Here is a 20412-nt window from a genome sequence, read left to right as displayed (position 1 = left end):
CCCCCCGCCGGGACGCCAGCGCGTCGCGAAATAACAATCGCGCCTTGTAGCACAACCACGGCCACTGCGGCGGGCGGATGGCCGTGCGCGAACGCTCAGCCGATCGGCAGCGCCAGCGCCAGCCGCCGCAAACGCAACCCGGCCAGTACGCACAGCGGTGCCAGCAACAGCCAGTACAGCGGCGCCCAGCCCAGTGCTTCGGTATGCGCCGGCAGCGGCGTCAATGCCAGCAGGAAGCCGCCGAACAGCAGCCACAGGCCGGCGCCGGCGGCCAGCTGGAAGGTGAAAGCACGGGTACGGGAAAGCGGCATGGCGGACTCCGCAGGGCGACGATGACAGCAGCCTGCGCGGCGACCATCTCACCGGTTGCGACCGGCCGCGTGCGATGGCGCGGCACGGTCTGCGAGCCGGCTGGCTTCTGCCGCGCCGGCCCCTAGAATGCGCGCACGAACCGCCACAGGACCGCCCATGCCGCACGGCACCGACCTTCCCGCGCGCTACGCCGTGTTCGGCCACCCGATCAGCCATTCCCTGTCGCCGGCGATCCACCGGCTGTTCGGCGCGCAGTGCGGCATCGCGCTGGAATACGTGGCGATCGACGCCCCGCCGGTCTCGTTCGAGGCCGACGCGCGACGCTTCCTGGCCGATGCCCACGGGGCCAACGTCAGCCTGCCGCACAAGGCGGCGGCCTTCGCCCTGGCCGACGAACGCAGCGCCGCGGCGATCCGTGCCGGCAGCGCCAACGTGCTGACCCGCCGGCCCGACGGCCGACTGGCCGCGGACAATACCGACGGCAGCGGACTGGTGCGCGACCTCACCGAACGCCAGCAGTGCCCCCTGCAGGGTTGCCGCGTGTTGCTGCTGGGCGCCGGCGGTGCCGCCCGCGGCGTGGCCTGGGAGCTGCTCGATGCCGGCGTGGCGGAACTGACCATCGTCAACCGCACCGCTGACACCGCGGCCGCGCTGGTCGGTGCGCTGGGCGTGACGCGGGCGCGTGCACGCTACTGGCAGGATCTGGCCGAGCTGGGCAGCTTCGACCTGATCGTGCACGCCACCTCCGCCGGGGTGCTGGGCCAGCCGCTGCCGCTGCCGCATGGACTGGCCGATGCGCAGACGGTCGGCTACGACCTTTCCTATGGCCACGGCGCGCAGAGTTTCCTGCGCTGGGCGCGCGCAGCCGGCGCCAGGGCCGCCTGTGACGGGCTGGGCATGCTGGTGGAGCAGGCCGCCGACGCATTCGCGCTGTGGCACGGTCGCCGTCCGGCGACCGATCCGGTGTATGCCCGACTGCGCGCGGAGCAATAACGGCTACGCGGCGGGATAGGCCGCGTTTGGGTCATTCGTCCAGGGCGAAGCGGCGAACATCTGTGCAAAGGTGCAACTGCGCGGGACCGGAAGGTCGGGCGGTCGCGCACAGGGTGCGCTCCTACAGGGGTGCGCAAGGTGGCCGAGCTCAGGGTGCCAGGTAGGCGTCCTTCAGCCGCATGTAATGTTCGGCCGAGTAGTGCAGCTGTTCGACCTGTTTGTCGCTGAGCAGGCGCACGCACTTGGCCGGGTTGCCCAGCCACAGTTCGCGCTCGCCCACCACCTTGCCCGGCGGCACCACCGCGCCGGCGCCGACGAAACCGTGTTTCTTCACCATCGCGCCGTCGAGCACGGTCGCTTGCATGCCGATCAGGCAGTAATCCTCGAGCGTGCAGGCGTGCACGACCGCGGCATGGCCGATCGTCACGCCCTCGCCGATCAGGCAGGGAAAGCCCGGGCCGTAGGGACCTTCATGGCTGACGTGCACGATCGTGCCGTCCTGGATATTGGTGCGCGCACCGACGCGGATGTAATGCACGTCGCCGCGCAACACCACGCCCGGCCACACCGAAACGTCCTCGCCCAGCACCACATCGCCGATCACGCTGGCGGCCGGGTCGACGTATACGCGCGGGCCCAGGGTGGGGGCGATGCCCCTGTAGATACGCAGATTGTTCATCCGCCGGATTGTAAGTGAGTGCAGGCCGGCGGCGATAAGCGCGCGCCTTGAATTCGTCCAGGCCGGTCGCCACGCTGGAGTGATCCCAAGGAGCGTTTCATGGACCCGACCAACCCGTTGCTCGCCGACAGCCCGCTGCCCGCCTTTTCGCAGATCAGGCCCGAACACGTGACGCCGGCGCTCGACACCATCCTGGCCGACTACCGTGCCGGCATCGATCTGCTGACCGCACCCGATACGCCAAAGGACTTCGACACGGTGATGCTCACTCAGGAGCGACTGGAGCAACGCCTGGCGCACGCCTGGGCGCCGGTCGGGCACCTGCATGCGGTGGCCGACAGCGAAGCGCTGCGCGCGGTGTACGGGCCGGCCGAGGAAAAGCTGACCGAGCACGCCATCGAACTGGGCCAGAACCGGGCGCTGTACGCGGCCGTGCAGGCGCTGGCCGATGCACTGGATTTCGCCGACCTGCCGCGCGCCGAGCGCGCGCTCGTCGAACATGCATTGCGCGACTTCAGGCTCTCCGGCGTGGCGCTGGAGGAGCCGGCGCGCTCGCGCTACCGCGACATCGGCGTGACGCTGTCGCGCCTGTCCACCGAATTCGCCAACGCGGTGCTGGACGCCAGCGAATCCTGGCACGAGCACATCACCGACGAGCGCGACCTGGCCGGCGTGCCCGAGTCCGGCCGCGCGGTGCTGCGCCAGTACGCCGCCGCGCAGGAGCTGGACGGCTTCCTGGTCACGCTCAAGCAGCCCAGCGTGCAGGCGGTACTCACCTACGCCGACAACCGCAGCCTGCGCGAGCGCGTCTACTGGGCCTACCAGACCCGCGCCTCCGACGAGGGTCCCGACGCGGGCCGGTTCGACAACAGCGGGCGCATCGAGCAGATCATGAAGCTGCGCCATGAAGTGGCGCAGCTGCTGGGCTTCGCCAACGCGGCGGAGGAATCGCTGGCCACCAAGATGGCCGCCTCGCCTACCGAAGTGATGGAATTCCTGCACGACCTGGCCGAGCGCGCCCGCCCCGTCGCCCAGCGCGAACTGGACGAATTGCGCGCCTGGGCCCAGGCCGAGCTGGAGCTGGACAACCTCGAGCCGTGGGACGTCGCCTACGTCGCGGAAAAACTGCGCCAGCAGCGCTACGCCCTGGACGAGGAACAGCTCAAGCCGTACTTCCCGCTGCCGGCGGTGATCGAGGGCCTGTTCGGACTCACCGGCCGGCTCTACGGCATCACGCTCAGCCAGCGCGACGACGTCGACGTATGGCATCCGGACGTGCGCTACTACGACGTCCGCGACGCCGACGGCCGCGTGTTTGCCGGTGCCTACGTCGACCTGTACGCGCGCAACGGCAAGCGTGGCGGCGCCTGGATGGACGTTTGCCGCGCGCGCTTCGACGATGCCGCGCAACACCAGCTGCCGATCGCCTTCCTCACCTGCAACTTCGCCCCGCCCACCGAGGGCAGGCCGGCGCTGCTCAAGCACGACGACGTGCTGACCCTGTTCCACGAGTTCGGCCACGGCCTGCACCACCTGCTCACCGAGATCGCGCTGCCCTCGATCGGCGGCATCGACGGGGTGGAATGGGATGCGGTGGAACTGCCCAGCCAGTTCATGGAGAACTTCGGCTGGAACCGCGAGGCGCTGGACCTGTTCGCACGCCACTGGCAAACCGGCGAGCCGCTGCCGGAGGAGCTCTACCAGAGGATGCTGGCCGCGCGGCACTACCACGCCGGCCTGTTCCTGGTGCGCCAGCTCGAGTTCGCGCTGTTCGATTTCCTGATGCACTTGGAGTACGACCCGGCGCGCGGCGCGCGCACGATGGAAGTGCTCGAGCACGTGCGCAGCCAGGTCGCGGTGCTGCACCCGCCGGCGTGGCAGCGCTTTCCGCACGCGTTCACGCACATCTTCGCCGGCGGCTACGCGGCCGGCTACTACAGCTACCTGTGGGCGGAACTGCTCAGCGCCGACGCGTTCGGCGCCTTCGAGGAGCTCACCGAGCACGGCGGCAGCGCGATCGACCAGGCCACCGGCGAACGCTTCCGCCGCGAGATCCTCGCCGTCGGCGCCAGCCGCCCGGCGCTGGAAAGCTTCGTCGCCTTCCGCGGCCGCAAGCCCGAGCCGGAGGCGCTGCTGCGCAGCCATGGGCTGAGCTGAGGAACGCCTCCGCTGGAGGCTTCCACATGGGGGCGATGCCCGCGGATCGCCCGCAGGCATCGCGCGTGCGCCATCTGCAAGGATGCGGACCGCCGTTCATCTGGCGTCGATGCCGCGATCGTGACTCTAGGGGTCGGTTCGGTCGACGGAAACCGACATGGGCTTTCTTGGATGGATGGCGGCGATCGGCGTGCTGCTGGTGGGCATGTCGCTGGCGGCCGGCTGGATCCGCCCGCTGCCGCTGACGCAATTCGCGCTCTACCTGGTGGTTGGCGTGGCGGTGGGGCCGTGGGGCCTGCATCTGCTGGATATCGACTTCCTGGCTGATGCGCACTGGCTGGAACGGCTCACCGAGGTGGCGTTGGTCGTCTCGCTGTTCGCCGGTGGCCTGAAGCTGCGCGTGCCGTGGCGCGCGCGTCCCTGGCGCGCCGCGCGCCGGCTGGCATTTCCGGGCATGGCGCTGTCCATTGCCGGCACCGCATTGGCGGCGCACCTGTTGCTGGGGCTTGCCTGGCCGCTCGCGTTGCTACTGGCCGCGATGCTGGCGCCAACCGATCCGGTGCTGGCCAGCGCGATCGCGGTCGACAACGCGGCCGACCACGATGGCCTGCGTGTGACGCTGTCGGGCGAGGCCGGCATGAACGACGGCAGCGCCATGCCGTTCCTGCTGCTGGGGCTGGCCTGGCTGCATGGCGCGCTGTCGTGGTCCGCGCTCGGCCGCTGGGCGCTGGTCGAACTGCTGTGGGGCGTGTGCGTCGGCATCGCGCTGGGTTTTGGCCTGGGCTGGCTGGTCGGCAAGCTCGGCACGCGGCTGGTCAGCATCGGGCGCGATCCCGGGCCCGGCGCACTGCTCACGGCGGGGCTGATCGCGGTCACCTACGCGGTGGCCGAGGCGGTCGGCGCACTCGGCTTCCTGGCGGTGTTTGCCGCCGGCGTGGGCCTGCGCAAGGTGGAAGTCGGCGTGGTGCAGGAACACCCGCACCCGCGGCTGCCGCACGAGCACGACTTCACCCGCACGCCGCCGGCCGAATTCGTGGTGCGCCCGGCGATGGACGGCGGCGTGGACCGCGACGAGCCGGTCGAAGCCGTCGGCCAGGTGGTCGCCGAGGCGCTCACCTTCGGCAGCGTCATGGAACACCTGCTCGGCCCGCTGCTGGTGCTGCTGCTGGGCATCGCGCTGGCACGGCACTGGGAGCCGCAGGCCTGGAGCATCGCGCTGGTGCTATTCGTGCTGATCCGCCCGCTGGCCACCTGGCTCACCACGCTGGGGATGGGGCTCAACTGGCGCCGGCGGTTGCTGCTGGGCTGGCTGGGCATTCGCGGCATCGGCGGGCTCAACTACCTGGCCTATGCGCTGGTGCACGGGCTGGACGGCAGCGCGGCACGACTGGTCGCCGGCGTGGCGGTCACCACCATCACGCTGAGCGTGGTGGTGCACGGCTTCAGCGCGCAGCCGCTGCTGGCCTGGCGGCGCCGGCGCCTGGCCGCCGCGCGTCGCAAAGCCGAGGCGCGCTGACTGGCGTGTGCCGCGCATCCCTTACAATGGGCGGATGAAGATCGCCTCCTGGAACGTGAACTCGCTGAAGGTGCGCCTGCCGCAGCTGACCCAGTGGATGGGCGAGGCGCAGCCGGACATCGTCGCGCTGCAGGAAACCAAGCTGGAAGACGGCAAGTTCCCGGTCGACGAACTGGCCGCGGCCGGCTACCGCGCGGTGTTTTCCGGGCAGAAAACCTATAACGGGGTGGCGATCCTCGCGCGCGGCGCCGAGCCCGCCGACGTGGTCACCGATATCCCCGGGCTGGACGATCCGCAGCGGCGCATCCTGGCCGCCACCGTCGGCGACCTGCGCGTGGTCGACCTGTACGTGGTCAACGGCAAGGCGGTGGGCGACCCCAAGTTCGCCTACAAGCTGGACTGGCTTTCGAAGGTGCGCGAATTCCTGGCGCGCGAGCACGAGCGCCACCCCAACCTGGTGGTGCTGGGCGACTTCAACATCGCGCCGGAAGACCGCGACGTACACGACCCGGTCGCCTGGCGCGACTCGGTGCTGTGCTCGGTGCCCGAGCGCGAGGCGCTCAACGCCATTACCGGGCTGGGGCTGCACGACAGCTTCCGCCTGTTCGAACACGATGCCGGCCACCACAGCTGGTGGGATTACCGGCAGGCCGCTTTTCGCCGCAACCTGGGGCTGCGCATCGACCTGATCCTGCTGGGCGATGCCCTCAAGGGCACCGCGCGCGCGGCGGCGATCGACCGCGTGCCGCGCCAGTGGGAACGGCCGTCCGATCACACCCCGGTGACGCTCGATCTGGATATCTGAGGACCGATGAACATTCCTTCCACCGAATGGCCCAGCTCCCTCACCGACGAGGAGCTGGACGAGCTTGACCGCTACCTGCGCACCCACGCCGGCGAAGGCCGCCTGCTGCTCGACGGCGTGCACGGCATGCTCTCGGCGATCACCGTCGGCCCGCACGAGGTACTGCCCGACGAATGGCTGCCCGAAGTGCTGCACGACCCCTTCGCCGACGAGGCCGAGGGCAACCGCGTGCTCGAACTGCTGGCCAAGTTGAACGACTCCATCCGCGTCGAACTGGACGTGGACGCCTACGAGCCGATCCTGGGCGAGGTCGACACCGACACCGGGCCGACGCTGTCCGCGGCCGGCTGGTGCGAAGGCTTCAGCCGCGGCATCGACCTGCGCGCGGCGCTGTGGGAAAAGCGCCTGGCGGACGATCCGCAACTGATGGAAATGCTCGGACCGGTGATGGCACTGGCCGTGGACGAGGGCATCCTCAGCGCCGAGGCCGAATTCGACAAGCTCACCGACGAGGAATACGACGAGTGCCTGGCGCAGGTCGCACCGGTGCTCGGCGCGGTCGACCATTACTGGCGCGAGCATCCGTCCAGCGAAGCCGAGCTGGCCACGCTCGCGCGCGTGCCCGCGCCCCCGGGCGAAGAGGCACCGCCGCCACCGCGCCAGCGCAGCGGCCACTGGGTGCATTGAGCGCACCAAAGCTGCACGGTCGCTCTTCGTAGGAGCCCACTTGTGGGCGATGCTTGTAGGCAAACTTGCGAAAGGGCATCGCCCACAAGTGGGCTCCTGCAAGAGGGTGAGGCATGGCTGCACACGCGGCGCTGTATGAACCGGTCAACACGCTCAAGCCCGTCGCGCCCGAACTGTGGATCGCCGACGGCCCGATCGTGCGCATGGCCGCGCCGTTCGGTACGAGCGTGCCCTTCCCCACCCGCATGACGGTGGTGCGCCTGCCCGATGGCGGGCTGTGGTGCCATTCGCCGATCGCGCCGGACGCGGGCCTGTTCGAGGCGATCGACAGACTGGGTCCGGTGCGCCACCTGGTCTCGCCGAACAAGCTGCACTATGCGCACATCGCGTCCTGGAAACAGCGCTATCCGGAGGCCATCGCCTGGGCCTCTCCCGGCGTGCGCGAGCGCGCCGCCAGCCAGCGCATCGCCGTGCGGTTCGATGCCGAGCTGGAGGACGCGGTGCCGCCGGCCTGGGCCGGCACGCTCGAACAGCTGCGCTTCAAGGGCAGCCGCGCGATCGAGGAAGTGGTGTTCCTGCACCGCCCCAGCGGCACGCTGCTGCTGGCCGACCTGATCGAGAACTTCGAGGCCGGGCGACTCGACACGCCGATGCGCTGGATCGCGCGGCTGGGTGGCGTGCTGGCGCCCGACGGCAAGATGCCGCTGGACATGCGCCTGACCTTCCTCGGCCACAAGCACACCGCGCGCGCCTGCCTCGAGCGCATGCTGGCCTGGCATCCGCAGCGGATCATCCTGGCGCACGGCCGTTGCTTCATGGAAAACGGCGAGGCCGAACTGCGCCGCGCCTTCGCCTGGCTGGCACCCACCCCGTAGCGACGGCTTCCCACAAGGCATCGCAGGAAAGGAACTGATCCGAGGATCCCTGTTGGAGCGCACCCTGTGCGCGACCGCCGAACATCACGGTCGCGCACAGGGTGCGCTCCTACAGAAGCCCGTGGCTTCCGGCGAACAATCCGTTCACACCGCCGCGCTTGGCCGCGCCCGCCGCCGGCCCCATGCTCGGAACATTCCTTCCCATCCGGAGGCTTTCCATGAGCCAACGCACCATCACCCGCCGCGTGCGCGGCATCGACACCAACGACGGCGCCGGGGTGAAGCTCAAGCGCATCATCGGCCAGCCCAACCTGGACATGCTCGATCCGTTCCTGCTGCTGGACGAGTTCCGTTCCGACCAGGCCGGCGACTACATCGCCGGTTTCCCCGAGCATCCGCACCGCGGCTTCGAAACGGTCACCTACATGCTCGCCGGACACATGCGCCACGGCGACAACCACGGCAACCAGGGTGACCTGGGTCCCGGCAGCGTGCAGTGGATGACTGCCGGGCGCGGCATCCTGCATTCGGAAATGCCGCAGCAGGAAAACGGCCTGATGTGGGGCTTGCAGCTGTGGGTGAACCTGCCGGCGGCGGACAAGATGAACGCGCCGCGTTACCAGGACATCGGCCCCGATCGCATCCCGCGCGTGCAGCCCTCGCCCGGCGTGGAGGCGCGGGTGATCGCCGGCAGGCTCGGCGAGGCGATCGGCCCGGTGCAGGGCGTGGCCACCGCGCCGCTGTACCTGGATATCGCGCTGGGCGCCGGCGCGCGCTTCGAGCTGGACCTGCCGCCGGAACACCACGCCTTCGCCTACGTGTTCGAAGGCGAGTCGGCCGACGTGGCCGGAGAGCCGGTGTCGCGCGGCGAACTGGCGGTGCTCTCCGAAGGCGACCTGTTGACCCTGGCCGCCGGCACCGGCGCCGCACGGCTGCTGGTGGTCGCCGGCCGGCCGCTCAACGAGAGCGTGGCGCGCTACGGGCCGTTCGTGATGAACACGCCCGCGCAGATCCAGGAGGCCATCGCCGACTTCCGCGCCGGCCGCTTCTGACGTGGCTGCAGGCGCGCAGGTGGCGTAGGGTGGGCTTCAGCCCACCACGATGTCGCGAAAAGGCGGTGGGCTGAAGCCCACCCTACGAGGTATGCGGTGTGCCGAGGCCTTGCCGCTCAAGCCCGCGCAGCGCCTGCGCTATGGTTTCCTCCACCGTCCCGTTCGCATCCACCCGCAACGCCGGCTCGTCGCGGGCCGGCGGTTCCAGCGTGGCCAACTGGCTGTCCAGCAGCGCCAGCGGCATGAAGTGCTCGCGTCCTCGCATGCGCCGGGCCAGCTCGTCGTGGCCCACGTCCAGGTAGACAAAGCGCAGCGCCGGCCCGACCTGGCACAGGCGCTCGCGGTAGACCCGCTTGAGGGCCGAACAGGCGACCACGGCGCTATGGCCGGCGGCCAGCTCCTGGCGCATCCAGGCGGCGATCGCTTCCAGCCACGGCCACCGATCGGCGTCCTCCAGCGGCACGCCGAGACTCATCTTGGCGATGTTCGCCGGCGGATGCAGGTCGTCGCCGTCGAGGAAGGCATAGCCCAGCGCATCGGCCAGCCGGCGCGCGATGGTGCTCTTGCCCGAGCCGGAGACGCCCATCACCACCAGCATCGCCGGCGCGTCCGGGCGGGTCACCGGCACGTGGCGGCCGGGAAAGGCGGAAAAATTGTGCGTTCAATCACGTTGCGGCACTCAAGCGGGGAAGCGGGCAGCCGATCTGTTTCCAAAGGCGTTAAAAAGCCATTAATTCTGCACGGCACCGGTCGCCCTAGCATCGGACCCCTGCCGCGTCGTCCGCAACCCAACGGCCATCCGCCATGCCCGCGCTCCTGGTTTCCGCTGTCCTCGCCTGCCTGCTTTGCGCCTTGTTGCGCCGGGTGCCGGCAGGCCATGTGCAGTGCCTGCACCGCCGTGGCCGCCCGCCGCGCATGCTCGAACCGGGCCTGCACCTGGTGCTGCCGGGGCTGGACCGGCTGGGCCATCGGATCGACCTGACCGGGCAGATCCTGCAGCTGCGCGATGCGTCGGATGCCCAGGGCCTGTGCGGTCGGGTGTACTGGCAGGTGCTGGAGCCCGAACGGGTCGACCCGGTCATCGACCAGGCGGCGCAGCTGATCCGCCGCAGCGCGCTCGAAGCGCTGCACGAAGAGGCCGAGCCCGGCCACGACCCTCGCGCGCTCGGCAGCCGGCTCAAGCGCGCGCTCAACGCGGCGCTGCGCGAACGTGGCCTGATGGTCACGCGGGTCGAGCTCGACCCCGCCTGAGCGGCGCTCATCTGGCTTCGGCGCGCCCGCGCGCGGATACTGGGCGGTCCCGCCCACGCACCGGACTGCCGATGAGCTCCCGCCCCGACCTGCATCTCCAGCTCGAACAGGGCCTGGCTGCGCTCGACCTGGCATTGCCGGCGGAGGCGATCGGGCGGCTGCTCGACTACCAGGCGCTGCTCGAACGCTGGAACAGCGCCTATAACCTCACCGCCGTACGCGATCCGGCCGGGATGGTCACCCGCCATCTGCTCGATTCGCTGGCGATCCTGCCCTACGTCGAGGGCGCCAGCCTGGCCGATCTGGGCACCGGCCCGGGCTTGCCCGGCATCCCGCTGGCCATCGCCGCGCCGGGACGCGACGTGCTGCTGGTCGATTCCAACGGCAAGAAGGTGCGCTTCCTGCGCGAGGCGATCCGCTCGCTCAAGCTCGAGGGCGTGCGTGCCGTGCAGTCCCGGGTGGAGGATGTCCAGGGCCAGTTCAACTGCATCACCGCGCGCGCCTTCGCCAGCCTGGCCGACATGCTCACCTTGGGCGGGCACCTGCTTGCGCCGGACGGGACCTGGCTGGCGATGAAGGGCCGCTCGGCCGATGACGAGCTGCACGGGATTCCGGCCGGCTTCGGCTTGCGCGGGCGTCATGCGCTGCAGGTGCCTGGGCTGGCGGCGGAGCGGCAGGTGCTGGTGCTCGGCCGTACGTAGCGCATGCCGTTTCCGGACTATGCTCGGCATTCCGATCCGTGGAGGGAGTACCGCATGCACCGCCTGGCCAGCATCGCATTCCTCGTCGCCGGCGCCGTCGTGTTCGCGCTCGGGCTGGGTCCGGCCTTCTTCGGCCAGCCGCTGTTCGGCGTGCCGTTGCTGCTCGTCGGGCTGGGTCTGGAGCTGTTCTCCTGGCACCGGCTCCGTCGCCGCGCCGGCGCCGCCGGTTCGCATTGAGCCGCCGCACGCCGCCGGGAGCGCCGGCACGGTCGGGGTCGCCCGCCGCGCCGGACGCACTACACTAGGTTCCTTTCCGCGCAACCGGTAGCTATCGACCCATGGCCCGCATCATCGCTGTCGCCAACCAGAAGGGCGGCGTCGGCAAGACCACGACGGCAGTCAATCTCGCGGCGGCGCTGGCGGCGGCCAAGCGCAAAGTGCTGCTGGTCGACCTCGACCCACAGGGCAACGCGACCATGGCCTCGGGCGTGGACAAGCGCGAGGCCAAGCCCAACGGCTGCGAGGTGCTGCTGGACGAAGCGCCGATCGAGCGCGCCATCGTCGGCACAGAATCGCACTACGACCTGCTGCCCGGCAACGGAGACCTGACCGCGGCCGAATTGAAACTGATGGACGCGATCGCCCGCGAAAGCCGGCTCAAGGAGCAACTGGCCAAGGTCAGCGGCAACTACCAGACGATCCTGATCGACTGCCCGCCTTCGCTGCACCTGCTCACCTTGAACGCGCTGGCCGCGGCCGACAGTCTGCTGATCCCGGTGCAGTGCGAATACTTCGCGCTGGAAGGGCTTTCCAGCCTGCTGGAAACGGTCAAGGCGGTGCGCCAGCGGCTGAACCCGAAGCTGGAGATCGAGGGGCTGCTGCGCACCATGTACGACGTGCGCAACAACCTGGGCAACGAGGTTTCCGCGCAGCTCACCCAGCACTTCGGCGACAAGGTGCTGCGCTCGATCATCCCGCGCAACGTGCGCCTGGCCGAGGCGCCCAGCCACGGCCAGCCGATCCACCTGTATGACCGCAGCTCGCGCGGCGCGATCGCCTACATCGGCCTGGCCGGCGAGATCATCCGCCGCGAGCGCGGTGCGCAGGCGGCCGTGGCCGCCCTCCATGACATGCATGACACCGGTGCCACGCTGAACGCGGCTGCCGACATCCACCAGGAGTAACCATGGCCGCCGCGAAGAAACGGGGACTCGGCCGCGGGCTGGACGCGCTGCTCGGCGGCGATGGCGCCGGCACCGCCTCGCCGCTCGAACAGGAAGGCGAACTGCGCAGCCTGCCGATCCAGCAGATCCAGCCGGGCAAGTACCAGCCGCGCCGGCACTGGAACGAAGAGGCGCTGGACGAACTGGCCGCCTCGATCAAGGCGCAGGGCCTGATCCAGCCCGTGGTGGTCCGTGCGCTGGGTACGAACAGCTACGAGCTGATCGCCGGCGAGCGGCGCTGGCGCGCTGCGCAACGTGCGCAGATGAGCGAGATCCCGGCGCTGGTCAAGTCCGTCGACGAGGCCGCCGTGCCGGCGATGGCGCTGATCGAGAACATCCAGCGCCAGGACCTCACGCCGCTGGAGGAAGCCGACGCGTTGAAGCGTCTGATCGATGACTTCGACCTCACCCACCAGCAGGCCGCCGACGCGGTCGGCCGCTCGCGCGCGGCCGTGTCCAACCTGCTGCGCCTGACCGAACTGCCGGCAGCGATCAAGAAGCTGCTCGACGAGGGCAAGCTGGAAATGGGCCACGCCCGCTGCCTGCTCACCCTGGACGAGGCCATCGCCGTGCCGCTGGCGCGCCAGGCCTCGACCCTGGGCTGGAGCGTGCGTGAGCTGGAAGACGCCGCGCGCCGCGCGCAGAACGCGCCCAAGGGCAAGGCCAGAACCGGTGGCTCGCGTGACCCCAACGTCGACGCGCTGGAGCGCGAGCTGGCTGAACGCTTCGGTGCCCGCGTGGAGCTCGCGCAGGGCCGGGGCGGGCGCGGCAAGCTGGTGATCCACTACCACAGCAACGACGAGCTGGACGGGATCCTGGGCAAGCTGCGCTGAGTTGGCCTCATGTAGGAGCGCCCTTGGGCGCGACCGCCATCCATCACGGTCGCGCCCAAGGGCGCTCCTGCAGAGAAGCTGGCGCGTCGCCTGCGCCAACGCCGCGCATCGGCGATAATCCCCGCCCAATCGTTCCCCCCGGACTGGCCTCATGCCCGAGCTTTCCGTCGTCGTGCCCGTGTTCAACGAGCGCGACAACATCCCGCCGCTGCTTGCCGAAATCGCCACCGCGCTGCGCGGCAAGGCCGACTTCGAGATCGTCTACGTGGACGACGATTCCAGCGACGACAGCCGTGCCGTGCTGGCCGCACAGAAGGCGAGCTATCCGGAGTTGCGCGTGTTGCACCACGTCAGCCGCAGCGGGCAGAGCACCGCGGTGGCCAATGGCGTGCGCGCCGCGCGCGGCGCCTGGATCGCCACCCTCGACGGCGACGGCCAGAACGATCCGGCCGATATCCCCAAGTTGCTGGCCGCGCGCGCCAGCGCGCCGCCCGAGGTCAAACTGTTCGCCGGCTGGCGCACCACGCGCCGCGACAGCTTCAACAAGCGGATCTCCTCGAAGATCGCCAACGCGGTGCGCTCGCGCATGCTCAAGGACGCCACCCCGGATACCGGCTGCGGCCTGAAGCTGTTCGAGCGCGAGACCTTCCTGCGCCTGCCCTACTTCGACCACATGCACCGCTACCTGCCGGCGCTGGTGCGCCGCGCCGGCTTCGCCAGCCAGAGCGTGCCGGTCGGCCATCGCCCGCGTACCGCCGGCACCTCCAAGTACGGCATGCTCGACCGCCTCTGGGTTGGGCTGGCCGACCTGCGTGGCGTGGCCTGGCTGATGCGCCGCGCCAAGGTCACCCATGTCGAGGAACTCTAGGGCCTAGGGTGGGCTTCAGCCCACCGGCTCCGATTCCCCGAGGCAGGCTGAAGCCCACCCTACGGCGCGTTCACCCGCCAGGGGTAAGCTTGGGGCAGGTTCCTTTACAGGGGGCGCCATGAGCCTGACCGTCAAACGCGTCTACGACCCGCCGTCATCGAAGGACGGCTACCGCGTGCTGGTCGACCGCCTGTGGCCGCGCGGCCTGAAGAAGGAGGACGCCGCGCTGGACCTGTGGGTGAAGGAGGTCGGCCCTTCGCGCGATCTGCGTCAGTGGTTCGGCCATGAACCGAACCGCTGGGAGGGCTTTCGCCACCGCTACGCGGGCGAGCTCGATGCCATGCCCGAGGCGTGGCAGGCGCTGGCCGAGAAGGCCCGCCGCGGCCACGTCACGCTGCTGTTCGGCGCCCGCGACGAAGAGCACAACAACGCCGTGGCTTTGAAGGCCTATCTGGAAAACTACCTGTCCGTGCACGGGCCGCACTGACCCGGCGGCGAGCTAGTCGCGCGTGGCGTCGAACCGCTCGAGTGCCTCGCGGGTGCGCTTGCGGCCCAGTTCGATCAACTCGCTGGCGCGATAGAACTCGTATGTGGCGGCAGCGTCGCGCGGGATCTGGATCAGCAGGTCCGGGTCGTAGGCGGCCAGGCGCAGCCGCGAGAGGTTCGACTGCATCAGGTCCATGGACTGGGTCAGCAGTGCCAGCGCGCCGGGCTCGTGCGCCTGCGGCGGCTTGTCCTCGCCGTGGGCGAACAGCCGGCCGAGCCAGCCCGGCGGTGCGTCGCCGCTGGCCACGACGTCCTGCTCGGGGGCGCGGCGCTCGGTCGGTCCGTCCAGGCTGACCGCGAACAGGAAATCGGCACGTTCGCGGATCAGCGGCGTGACCGGCACGGGGTTGAGCAAGGCGCCATCGACCAGCCGGCGGCCATCGATGGTGTACGGTCGGAAGATCGTCGGAATGGCGATCGAGGCGCGGATCGCGTCGAACAATTCGCCGCGGGTCAGCCACACCTCCCGCTCGCGGTCGATGTCGGTGGCCACCGCGGTGTAGGCCAGCGGCAGATCTTCGATGCGCGCATCGCCGATCAGCTGGCGCAGGGTCTCGATGATCTTCTCGCCCTTGATCAGGCCGCCGCGGAAGGTCCAGTCGACCAGCCGCAACACGTCGAACCGCGCCAGCTTGCATACCCAGTCGCGGTAGACCGGCAGCTTGCCCATGGCGTAGATGCCGCCGATCAGCGCCCCCATCGAACTGCCGGCGATGGCGCCGATGACATAGCCCTGGCGCTCCAGCTCCTCGATCACGCCGATGTGGGCAAGGCCCTTGGCGCCGCCGGCGCCAAGGGCCAGGGCGATCGTCTGGCGTGGTGCGTCCGTGGCCGGTACCGGGTCGGAATGGCTCATGCGGTCGGCCTGCAGAAGAGCGGACCCTCACGATACGTTAGCGTGGTGCTGTGGTGAAGTCGTCCGTCCGACGCCAGCGACCGCGGCCGCTATGATGGACGGGTCGGCGTCCGCGCCATTGACGAGGCAGCCCCAAGGAACCATGCCAGCCGATACCCGCCTGAACGCCCCGTTTCGCGCGACCCCGGCCGGATCCGCCCGCCGCCGCGGAGCGCGTGCATGAGTTGGCAGGCATGGGCCACGGTAGCGATCATCGTCGGCGCGATGGGCCTGTTCGCCAGCGAGAAGGTGCGCATCGACCTGGTTGCGCTGCTGGTGCTGGCCGCGCTGGTGGTGCTGCGCATCGTCACGCCGGTGGAGGCGTTGTCGGGCTTCAGCAACGAAGCGACGGTGACGGTGGCGGCGATGTTCGCGCTGAGCCTGGGCATCGAACGCTCCGGCGCGCTGGAGCCGCTGACGCAGTTGCTGATGCGCATCCGCAAACCCTGGCTGCTGACCCTGGCGATGATGCTGGCGATCGCCCCGCTGGGCGCGTTCGTGAAGAACATCGCGCTGGTGGCCACGTTCCTGCCGCTGGCGCTGCGCGTGTGCCAGCGCACCGGCACCTCGCCGGCGCGGGTGCTGATGCCGATGGCCTACGCGGCGCAGATGGGCGGCGTGTGCACGCTGATCGGCACCTCCTCCAACCTGCTCACCGACAGCCTGGCGCAGAAGCACGGGCTGCCGCCGTTCGGCGTGTTCGAATTCACCAAGATGGGCGCGCTGTTGGCGGTGGCCGGCATGACCTACCTCATGCTGGTCGGCCGCAAGCTGCTGCCCAAGCAGATCGACGCGGCGCTGCCGGAGGGCGGCGATGTCGGCAAGTACGTCACCGAACTGGTGGTCGGCGAGGAGTCACCCCTGGTGGGCACGCGCATCGCCGAGGCGCAACTGGGCGACAAATACGGCGTCTATCCGCTGGAGCTGTTGCGCGGCGAGCGCCGCATGTGGTCGCCGCGCGAGCAGAAGCTGACCGTTGGCGACGTGCTGCTGGTGCGCGGCGACTGGGACAAGATCGAGGACTTCCAGCGCCGCGCGCGCCTGCGCAATGCGCCCGACCAGCACTACGCGCGCCAGGACGACCGCACGCGCGTGCTGGCCGAGCTGATGGTCGCCCCGGGCAGCCCCGCCGAAGGCCGGCGGCTGTCCGAGCTGGGCCTGGACTGGCGCTACCGCGCCAGCGTGCTGGCCGTGCACCGGCGCGGCCAGGTACTGCGCGACAAGCTGAGCAACACCGACCTGGCGGTCGGCGACGTGCTGCTGGCGCTGGTCGACGAGGGCGGCATGCCGAAGCTGCGCAACGACGACGCCTTCATCGTGCTGTCCGAACGCGACGACGCCCGCGGCAGCATGCGCAAGGCCTGGATCGCCGTGGTGATCATGGCGGCGGTGGTGATCGCCTCGGGCATGCACTGGCTGCCGATCCCGATCGCGGCGCTGTGCGGCGCCACCGCGATGGCGCTGACCGGCTGCTTCGGCCGCAAGGACATCTACGAGGGCATGGACTGGAAGATCATCATCCTGCTCGGCGCCATCCTGCCGCTGGGTATCGCGATCGAGAAGACCGGGCTGTCCACCGTGGTCGTGCATGGCGCGATGGGGCTGGTCGGCAGCCACGGTCCGCTGGCCGCGCTGCTGATGGTCTACCTGCTGACCGCACTGCTCACCGAACTGATGGGACACAACCCCTCGGTGGTGCTGATGGTGGGCATCGCGGTGACGGTGGCGCACGCGGCCAATGCCGACCCGCGGCCGTTCGTGGTGGCGGTGGCCTTCGCCGCCGCGACCTCGTTCGCCACGCCGGTGGGCTACCCCACCAACACCATGGTCTATTACGCCGGCGGCTACCGCTTCACCGATTTCATGAAAGTGGGCATCCCACTGATCGCGTTGTTCTGCGCGTTGTCGATGTGGCTGATCCCGCAGTTCTGGCCGTTTCATCCGTGAGGGCCGGGATTCGGGATCCGGGATTCGGGATTTGCAAAAGCTGGCGCTCGCGGGGCGCTGCCTTTGCGTCTAACGAATGCGGAATCCCAATCAACGATTCCCGTAGGCGCCCAGCGCCATATGCAGCAGGCTCTTCATCTCCTCGCGCAGGGGTAGTGGCGCCACCACTTCGGCATCCGGGCCGTACTTGAGCACGTCCATCAGCAGCTCGCGCGACTTCGAATAGGGCACCTTCAGCTCGTAGCGTCCGTCCGGCAGCCACTCGCCCTTCTGCTGCGAGTGCCAGTGCTCGTCGGCGACCCAGCGCGCGGCGTGGGCGGAAAAGCGGATCGTCGCCCAGGCCTTGGGCTTGCCGGCGAAGATGCCGTAGCTGGAGGCAAGCCATTCGTTGAGGTCGGACTCGGCCACGTCGGTGACCGGCTCGTCCAGCGCATGGGCCTGGCGGATGCGGTCCACCGCGAAGCTGCGCAGCGCCTCGCGGTCGTGGTCCCACACGTCCAGGTACCAGTTGTCGCGATAGTGCGTGAGCCGCTGCGGCGAGACGGTGCGCTTGCTGTCCGAATCGGTGGTGCGCGCGCGGTAGGAAAAACGCAGCCGGCGGCGCTCCAGCACCGCGCCGGCAACCACGCGGAACACCTGCTGGTCGAGCTTGCGCTCGCCCCAGGGGATCACCCGGATGCGCTCGATCGGCAGTGCCTTGTCCTTCTCCTGCCCGGTCAGCAGGCGCTCGATGCGTGCCTTGAACGGCGCCAGCGCGCCAGCCAGCACGCCGGGGCCGGTGCGGCCGATCAATTCGTTCAACGCCAGCAGCGCGGCCAGCTCATCGGAGGTCAGCCACAGCCCGGGCAGCTCGAAGCGCTCGCCCTCGCCCAGCTCGTAGCGGAATGCCGCCTGGTCGTTGCCGGCGCTCTCGATCGGCGCGCCCAGCGCATCACGCAGAAAGGCGACATCGCGGTACAGCGTGGCGCGCGAACACTCCAGCTCATCCATCAGGCGCGCCAGCGGAACCGGGTAATGCGCCGATTTGAGAAGTCGGTGCAGGGTAAGAATGCGTTCGTAGCGATCCATGGCATACCGTTCGAGGCCGAGCTTTGTGTAGCATGGGTACGGCCCGCGGTGGCCGCAAGTCCACCGCACGGCTCGACGCGTGAGTCGGGTCGCGGTTTCTCCCCCAACCGCCGAGCCTTCGATGTGATGCAACCATCCAGCGACATGCAGGCCTGTGCCGCCATGACCGAGGAGCGGCCCTATCCGCTGCCGCCGGCCTACCCGGCGGCGTTGCTGCGCATGCTGGCGCTTTCCGGCTACGGCCTGTGGATGCTGCTGGGGCTGGCGCTGGCGTTGGGCATCTACCGTGGTGGCCGCAGCGAGGCTTTGCTGCCGCTGGCGCTGGGCGCCGTATTCGTCAGCATCGGCCTGGCGGTCGCCTGCCTGCGCCTGCCGGGGCTGTCGGAATGGCATGGCTGGTTCCCGGCGCGGCGCAGCCGGCCCACGCGCGAAGCGCTGCTGGCGTTGGCGGCGTACTTGCCGATGCTGGCCGTGGCCGGCCTGGTCCGTGGCGACAACGCCTTCTGGGCGACCCGCCTGGCCGGCGCCGCGCTGGCGCTGTGCAGCCTGGCCAGCCTGGCCTACACGGTGCACCGCTATCGCCGGCGGTTGTCCGAGGGCGTGTTGCGCTGCTCGGCGCAGCTGCCGGTGAGCCGCGTCGTGGCCGCCTGGTATGCCGGCGGCCTGTGGCTGTGGCTGTGCCTGGCCGCGCAGGACGGCGCCGTGCACCCGGCCGGCACGCGGCCATGGATCATGGTGCTGCTGGTGCTGGCCTTGCTGCTGGGGCTGATCGAAGGCCTGCGCTGGCAGGCGCTGAGCCAGCCCGAGGGCCGCTCCGCCATGCCGCGCACGCGTGGCCGTACCGCGCGCTTCGTCGCCGCGTTGCTCACCTACGCGGTGCCCAGCCTGGCGCTGCTGGTGGTGGATCTGTCCGATGCCGGCATGCCACTGGTGGCGCTGGCGGCGATCAGCTGCCTGCTCGGCCGCACCATCGAGCAACGCGCCTACGAAGCGGCGCTGGCGCAGCTGTGCCGGGCCGGCCACGCCGGCGTCCGGGGCCGGTAGCGCAGGCCCGTGCACCGGCGCATGTTCACTGCGAGTTCAAACCGCCGCATTAAGGTGGCGGACTCTCTGTCCCACCCCCCTTCCCTGGATCGCCCGATGAACAAGACCCTGATTGCTGCCGTGTGCCTGTTCGCCCTGGCCGGCGTGGCCCAGGCGCAGGACGCCGCCACCGACAACGGCGGCTGGTCCGGTTCCGGCGAGTTCGGCTTCGCCTCGGCGCGCGGCAACTCGCGTACCGAGAACGTCAACGCCAAGCTCGGCCTGAATCAGGAAAACGAGTACTGGAAGAACAGCTTTTTCCTCAACGGCATGCGCTCCAAAGGCGAAGTGACCGTGGTCGATGCGCAAGGCAATACGGTCGATCGCTTCAGCACCACCGCCAACCGCTACGACGGCGGCGCTTCGGTGGGGTACAAGCTCGACCCGCGCAGCTACGTGGTCGGCGCCGCGCGCTACGAGCACGACGACTTCGGCTCCAACCTGTGGCAGGGCATCGTGTCGCTGGGCTATGGCTATATCGCGCTGAAGAACGAGCGCGCCGAGCTGTCGTTCGAGATCGGCCCCGGTTACAAGCGCTACCGGCCGGCCAATACCACCGTGCTGATCGACAGCGTGCCGACCGAGGTACGCCAGCCGACCGAGAGCGAGGCGGTCGGTCGTGGCCTGATCAACTTCAAATACCGCCTGACCGACAACACCGCCTTCGAGGACACCGTGCTGATCGAAGCGGGCTCGAAGAACAAGTACTACCAGAACGACGCCGGCCTGTCGGTCAGCATGACCAAGAAGATGGCGCTCAAGCTCGGCTTCCAGGTGCGCTACAACTCCAACACGCAGCCGGGCACGCAGAGCACCGACACACTGACCACGACCAACCTGGTCTACAACTTCTAGCCCCGCACTGCCCTTGTGGGCGTCCACTCGTGGGCGATGCCCTTTGGGTGGCATCAGAGCAAGAGC

At 69.6% G+C, this 20412-nt stretch carries 22 protein-coding genes; 17 read left to right on the top strand and 5 right to left on the bottom strand.

The genetic code is table 11. The annotated features are described in order from the left end of the window. Nucleotides 1-95 precede the first annotated feature (95 nt). Nucleotides 96-311, bottom strand: coding sequence for a hypothetical protein (locus OSC30_RS06100; protein ID WP_267170958.1), 216 nt, complete (start codon nucleotides 309-311; stop codon nucleotides 96-98). A 157-nt stretch (nucleotides 312-468) separates the two neighbouring features. Here OSC30_RS06100 and aroE point away from each other — a divergent pair, with 157 nt between their 5' ends. Then, the gene (gene aroE / locus OSC30_RS06095; protein ID WP_267170957.1) at nucleotides 469-1305 is read left to right on the top strand and encodes a shikimate dehydrogenase; all 837 of its coding nucleotides are present in this window, start codon (nucleotides 469-471) and stop codon (nucleotides 1303-1305) included. 148 nt (nucleotides 1306-1453) lie between these two features. On the opposite strand, the gene OSC30_RS06090 is transcribed toward aroE, so the two are convergent. Further along, entirely contained in the window at nucleotides 1454-1984 is a 531-nt protein-coding gene (locus OSC30_RS06090; protein WP_267170956.1) for a gamma carbonic anhydrase family protein, read from the bottom strand. Between the two features lie 99 nt (nucleotides 1985-2083). Here OSC30_RS06090 and OSC30_RS06085 point away from each other — a divergent pair, with 99 nt between their 5' ends. From OSC30_RS06085 to OSC30_RS06060, 6 genes are all read left to right on the top strand, one after another. Then, the gene (locus OSC30_RS06085) at nucleotides 2084-4141 is read left to right on the top strand and encodes a M3 family metallopeptidase (RefSeq protein ID WP_267170955.1); all 2058 of its coding nucleotides are present in this window, start codon (nucleotides 2084-2086) and stop codon (nucleotides 4139-4141) included. A 157-nt stretch (nucleotides 4142-4298) separates the two neighbouring features. Next, nucleotides 4299-5657: a cation:proton antiporter domain-containing protein gene (locus OSC30_RS06080; RefSeq protein WP_267170954.1), complete on the top strand. Its 1359-nt coding sequence runs from the start codon at nucleotides 4299-4301 to the stop codon at nucleotides 5655-5657. 34 nt (nucleotides 5658-5691) lie between these two features. Further along, a complete protein-coding gene (gene xth / locus OSC30_RS06075; RefSeq protein ID WP_267170953.1) occupies nucleotides 5692-6462 on the top strand; it encodes an exodeoxyribonuclease III in 771 nt (256 codons plus the stop codon). Between the two features lie 6 nt (nucleotides 6463-6468). Continuing rightward, a complete protein-coding gene (locus tag OSC30_RS06070; RefSeq protein WP_267170952.1) occupies nucleotides 6469-7149 on the top strand; it encodes a YecA/YgfB family protein in 681 nt (226 codons plus the stop codon). A gap of 113 nt (nucleotides 7150-7262) precedes the next feature. Further along, a complete protein-coding gene (locus OSC30_RS06065; protein WP_267170951.1) occupies nucleotides 7263-8024 on the top strand; it encodes a DUF4336 domain-containing protein in 762 nt (253 codons plus the stop codon). A 218-nt stretch (nucleotides 8025-8242) separates the two neighbouring features. Continuing rightward, entirely contained in the window at nucleotides 8243-9076 is an 834-nt protein-coding gene (locus OSC30_RS06060; RefSeq protein WP_267170950.1) for a pirin family protein, read from the top strand. 82 nt (nucleotides 9077-9158) lie between these two features. Here OSC30_RS06060 and OSC30_RS06055 read toward each other — a convergent pair whose 3' ends face one another. After that, complete coding sequence (locus OSC30_RS06055; RefSeq protein ID WP_267170949.1) at nucleotides 9159-9704, bottom strand: gluconokinase; 546 nt, start codon at nucleotides 9702-9704, stop codon at nucleotides 9159-9161. Nucleotides 9705-9880: 176 nt separating this feature from the next. Here OSC30_RS06055 and OSC30_RS06050 point away from each other — a divergent pair, with 176 nt between their 5' ends. From OSC30_RS06050 to OSC30_RS06020, 7 genes are all read left to right on the top strand, one after another. Next, a complete protein-coding gene (locus tag OSC30_RS06050) occupies nucleotides 9881-10327 on the top strand; it encodes an SPFH domain-containing protein (protein ID WP_267170948.1) in 447 nt (148 codons plus the stop codon). A gap of 71 nt (nucleotides 10328-10398) precedes the next feature. Then, nucleotides 10399-11028, top strand: coding sequence for a 16S rRNA (guanine(527)-N(7))-methyltransferase RsmG (gene rsmG, locus OSC30_RS06045; RefSeq protein WP_267170947.1), 630 nt, complete (start codon nucleotides 10399-10401; stop codon nucleotides 11026-11028). Between the two features lie 54 nt (nucleotides 11029-11082). After that, nucleotides 11083-11265 (top strand): glycosyl transferase family 39, encoded by a 183-nt coding sequence (locus OSC30_RS06040; RefSeq protein WP_267170946.1) that lies wholly within the window; start codon nucleotides 11083-11085, stop codon nucleotides 11263-11265. A 101-nt stretch (nucleotides 11266-11366) separates the two neighbouring features. After that, nucleotides 11367-12212, top strand: a complete 846-nt coding sequence (locus OSC30_RS06035) for a ParA family protein (protein ID WP_267170945.1) — start codon at nucleotides 11367-11369, stop codon at nucleotides 12210-12212. A 2-nt stretch (nucleotides 12213-12214) separates the two neighbouring features. Next, complete coding sequence (locus OSC30_RS06030; RefSeq protein WP_267170944.1) at nucleotides 12215-13084, top strand: ParB/RepB/Spo0J family partition protein; 870 nt, start codon at nucleotides 12215-12217, stop codon at nucleotides 13082-13084. A gap of 151 nt (nucleotides 13085-13235) precedes the next feature. Next, a complete protein-coding gene (locus tag OSC30_RS06025) occupies nucleotides 13236-13952 on the top strand; it encodes a glycosyltransferase (protein WP_267170943.1) in 717 nt (238 codons plus the stop codon). A 118-nt stretch (nucleotides 13953-14070) separates the two neighbouring features. Beyond that, on the top strand, nucleotides 14071-14439 hold the full coding sequence (locus OSC30_RS06020; protein WP_267170942.1) for a DUF488 domain-containing protein: 369 nt from the start codon (nucleotides 14071-14073) through the stop codon (nucleotides 14437-14439). 12 nt (nucleotides 14440-14451) lie between these two features. Here the strand turns inward: OSC30_RS06020 and OSC30_RS06015 are convergent, their stop codons facing one another. Continuing rightward, nucleotides 14452-15354, bottom strand: coding sequence for a patatin-like phospholipase family protein (locus tag OSC30_RS06015; protein WP_267170941.1), 903 nt, complete (start codon nucleotides 15352-15354; stop codon nucleotides 14452-14454). Nucleotides 15355-15573: 219 nt separating this feature from the next. Here OSC30_RS06015 and OSC30_RS06010 point away from each other — a divergent pair, with 219 nt between their 5' ends. Next, nucleotides 15574-17340, top strand: a complete 1767-nt coding sequence (locus OSC30_RS06010; RefSeq protein ID WP_267170940.1) for an SLC13 family permease — start codon at nucleotides 15574-15576, stop codon at nucleotides 17338-17340. A gap of 90 nt (nucleotides 17341-17430) precedes the next feature. Here the strand turns inward: OSC30_RS06010 and OSC30_RS06005 are convergent, their stop codons facing one another. Then, entirely contained in the window at nucleotides 17431-18408 is a 978-nt protein-coding gene (locus tag OSC30_RS06005) for a helix-turn-helix transcriptional regulator (RefSeq protein ID WP_267170939.1), read from the bottom strand. 126 nt (nucleotides 18409-18534) lie between these two features. On the opposite strand from OSC30_RS06005, the gene OSC30_RS06000 reads away from it, so the two are divergent. Together OSC30_RS06000 and OSC30_RS05995 are read left to right on the top strand one after the other, a co-directional pair. Continuing rightward, nucleotides 18535-19452, top strand: a complete 918-nt coding sequence (locus tag OSC30_RS06000) for a hypothetical protein (protein ID WP_267170938.1) — start codon at nucleotides 18535-18537, stop codon at nucleotides 19450-19452. A gap of 96 nt (nucleotides 19453-19548) precedes the next feature. After that, nucleotides 19549-20346: a DUF481 domain-containing protein gene (locus OSC30_RS05995; protein ID WP_267170937.1), complete on the top strand. Its 798-nt coding sequence runs from the start codon at nucleotides 19549-19551 to the stop codon at nucleotides 20344-20346. The last annotated feature ends 66 nt before the right edge of the window (nucleotides 20347-20412 follow it).

This window comes from Frateuria hangzhouensis, from assembly GCF_026410505.1.
GTDB classification, from domain to species: Bacteria; Pseudomonadota; Gammaproteobacteria; order Xanthomonadales; family Rhodanobacteraceae; genus Frateuria_A; species Frateuria_A hangzhouensis.
This window is presented reverse-complemented; position numbering and strand designations above follow the sequence as displayed.

Excerpts from the sequence above, each read along its gene's own strand:
- OSC30_RS06000 (WP_267170938.1), top strand. The coding sequence starts at position 18,535 with ATGCAACCATCCAGCGACATGCAGGCCTGTGCCGCCATGACCGAGGAG.
- OSC30_RS06040 (WP_267170946.1), top strand. The coding sequence starts at position 11,083 with ATGCACCGCCTGGCCAGCATCGCATTCCTCGTCGCCGGCGCCGTCGTG.
- OSC30_RS06050 (WP_267170948.1), top strand. The coding sequence starts at position 9,881 with ATGCCCGCGCTCCTGGTTTCCGCTGTCCTCGCCTGCCTGCTTTGCGCC.
- xth (WP_267170953.1), top strand. The coding sequence starts at position 5,692 with ATGAAGATCGCCTCCTGGAACGTGAACTCGCTGAAGGTGCGCCTGCCG.
- OSC30_RS05995 (WP_267170937.1), top strand. The coding sequence starts at position 19,549 with ATGAACAAGACCCTGATTGCTGCCGTGTGCCTGTTCGCCCTGGCCGGC.
- OSC30_RS06060 (WP_267170950.1), top strand. The coding sequence starts at position 8,243 with ATGAGCCAACGCACCATCACCCGCCGCGTGCGCGGCATCGACACCAAC.
- OSC30_RS06090 (WP_267170956.1), bottom strand. The coding sequence starts at position 1,984 with ATGAACAATCTGCGTATCTACAGGGGCATCGCCCCCACCCTGGGCCCG.
- OSC30_RS06005 (WP_267170939.1), bottom strand. The coding sequence starts at position 18,408 with ATGGATCGCTACGAACGCATTCTTACCCTGCACCGACTTCTCAAATCG.
- OSC30_RS06020 (WP_267170942.1), top strand. The coding sequence starts at position 14,071 with ATGAGCCTGACCGTCAAACGCGTCTACGACCCGCCGTCATCGAAGGAC.
- OSC30_RS06025 (WP_267170943.1), top strand. The coding sequence starts at position 13,236 with ATGCCCGAGCTTTCCGTCGTCGTGCCCGTGTTCAACGAGCGCGACAAC.
- OSC30_RS06010 (WP_267170940.1), top strand. The coding sequence starts at position 15,574 with ATGAGTTGGCAGGCATGGGCCACGGTAGCGATCATCGTCGGCGCGATG.
- OSC30_RS06100 (WP_267170958.1), bottom strand. The coding sequence starts at position 311 with ATGCCGCTTTCCCGTACCCGTGCTTTCACCTTCCAGCTGGCCGCCGGC.
- rsmG (WP_267170947.1), top strand. The coding sequence starts at position 10,399 with ATGAGCTCCCGCCCCGACCTGCATCTCCAGCTCGAACAGGGCCTGGCT.
- OSC30_RS06080 (WP_267170954.1), top strand. The coding sequence starts at position 4,299 with ATGGGCTTTCTTGGATGGATGGCGGCGATCGGCGTGCTGCTGGTGGGC.
- OSC30_RS06035 (WP_267170945.1), top strand. The coding sequence starts at position 11,367 with ATGGCCCGCATCATCGCTGTCGCCAACCAGAAGGGCGGCGTCGGCAAG.
- OSC30_RS06070 (WP_267170952.1), top strand. The coding sequence starts at position 6,469 with ATGAACATTCCTTCCACCGAATGGCCCAGCTCCCTCACCGACGAGGAG.
- OSC30_RS06085 (WP_267170955.1), top strand. The coding sequence starts at position 2,084 with ATGGACCCGACCAACCCGTTGCTCGCCGACAGCCCGCTGCCCGCCTTT.
- OSC30_RS06030 (WP_267170944.1), top strand. The coding sequence starts at position 12,215 with ATGGCCGCCGCGAAGAAACGGGGACTCGGCCGCGGGCTGGACGCGCTG.
- aroE (WP_267170957.1), top strand. The coding sequence starts at position 469 with ATGCCGCACGGCACCGACCTTCCCGCGCGCTACGCCGTGTTCGGCCAC.
- OSC30_RS06065 (WP_267170951.1), top strand. The coding sequence starts at position 7,263 with ATGGCTGCACACGCGGCGCTGTATGAACCGGTCAACACGCTCAAGCCC.
- OSC30_RS06015 (WP_267170941.1), bottom strand. The coding sequence starts at position 15,354 with ATGAGCCATTCCGACCCGGTACCGGCCACGGACGCACCACGCCAGACG.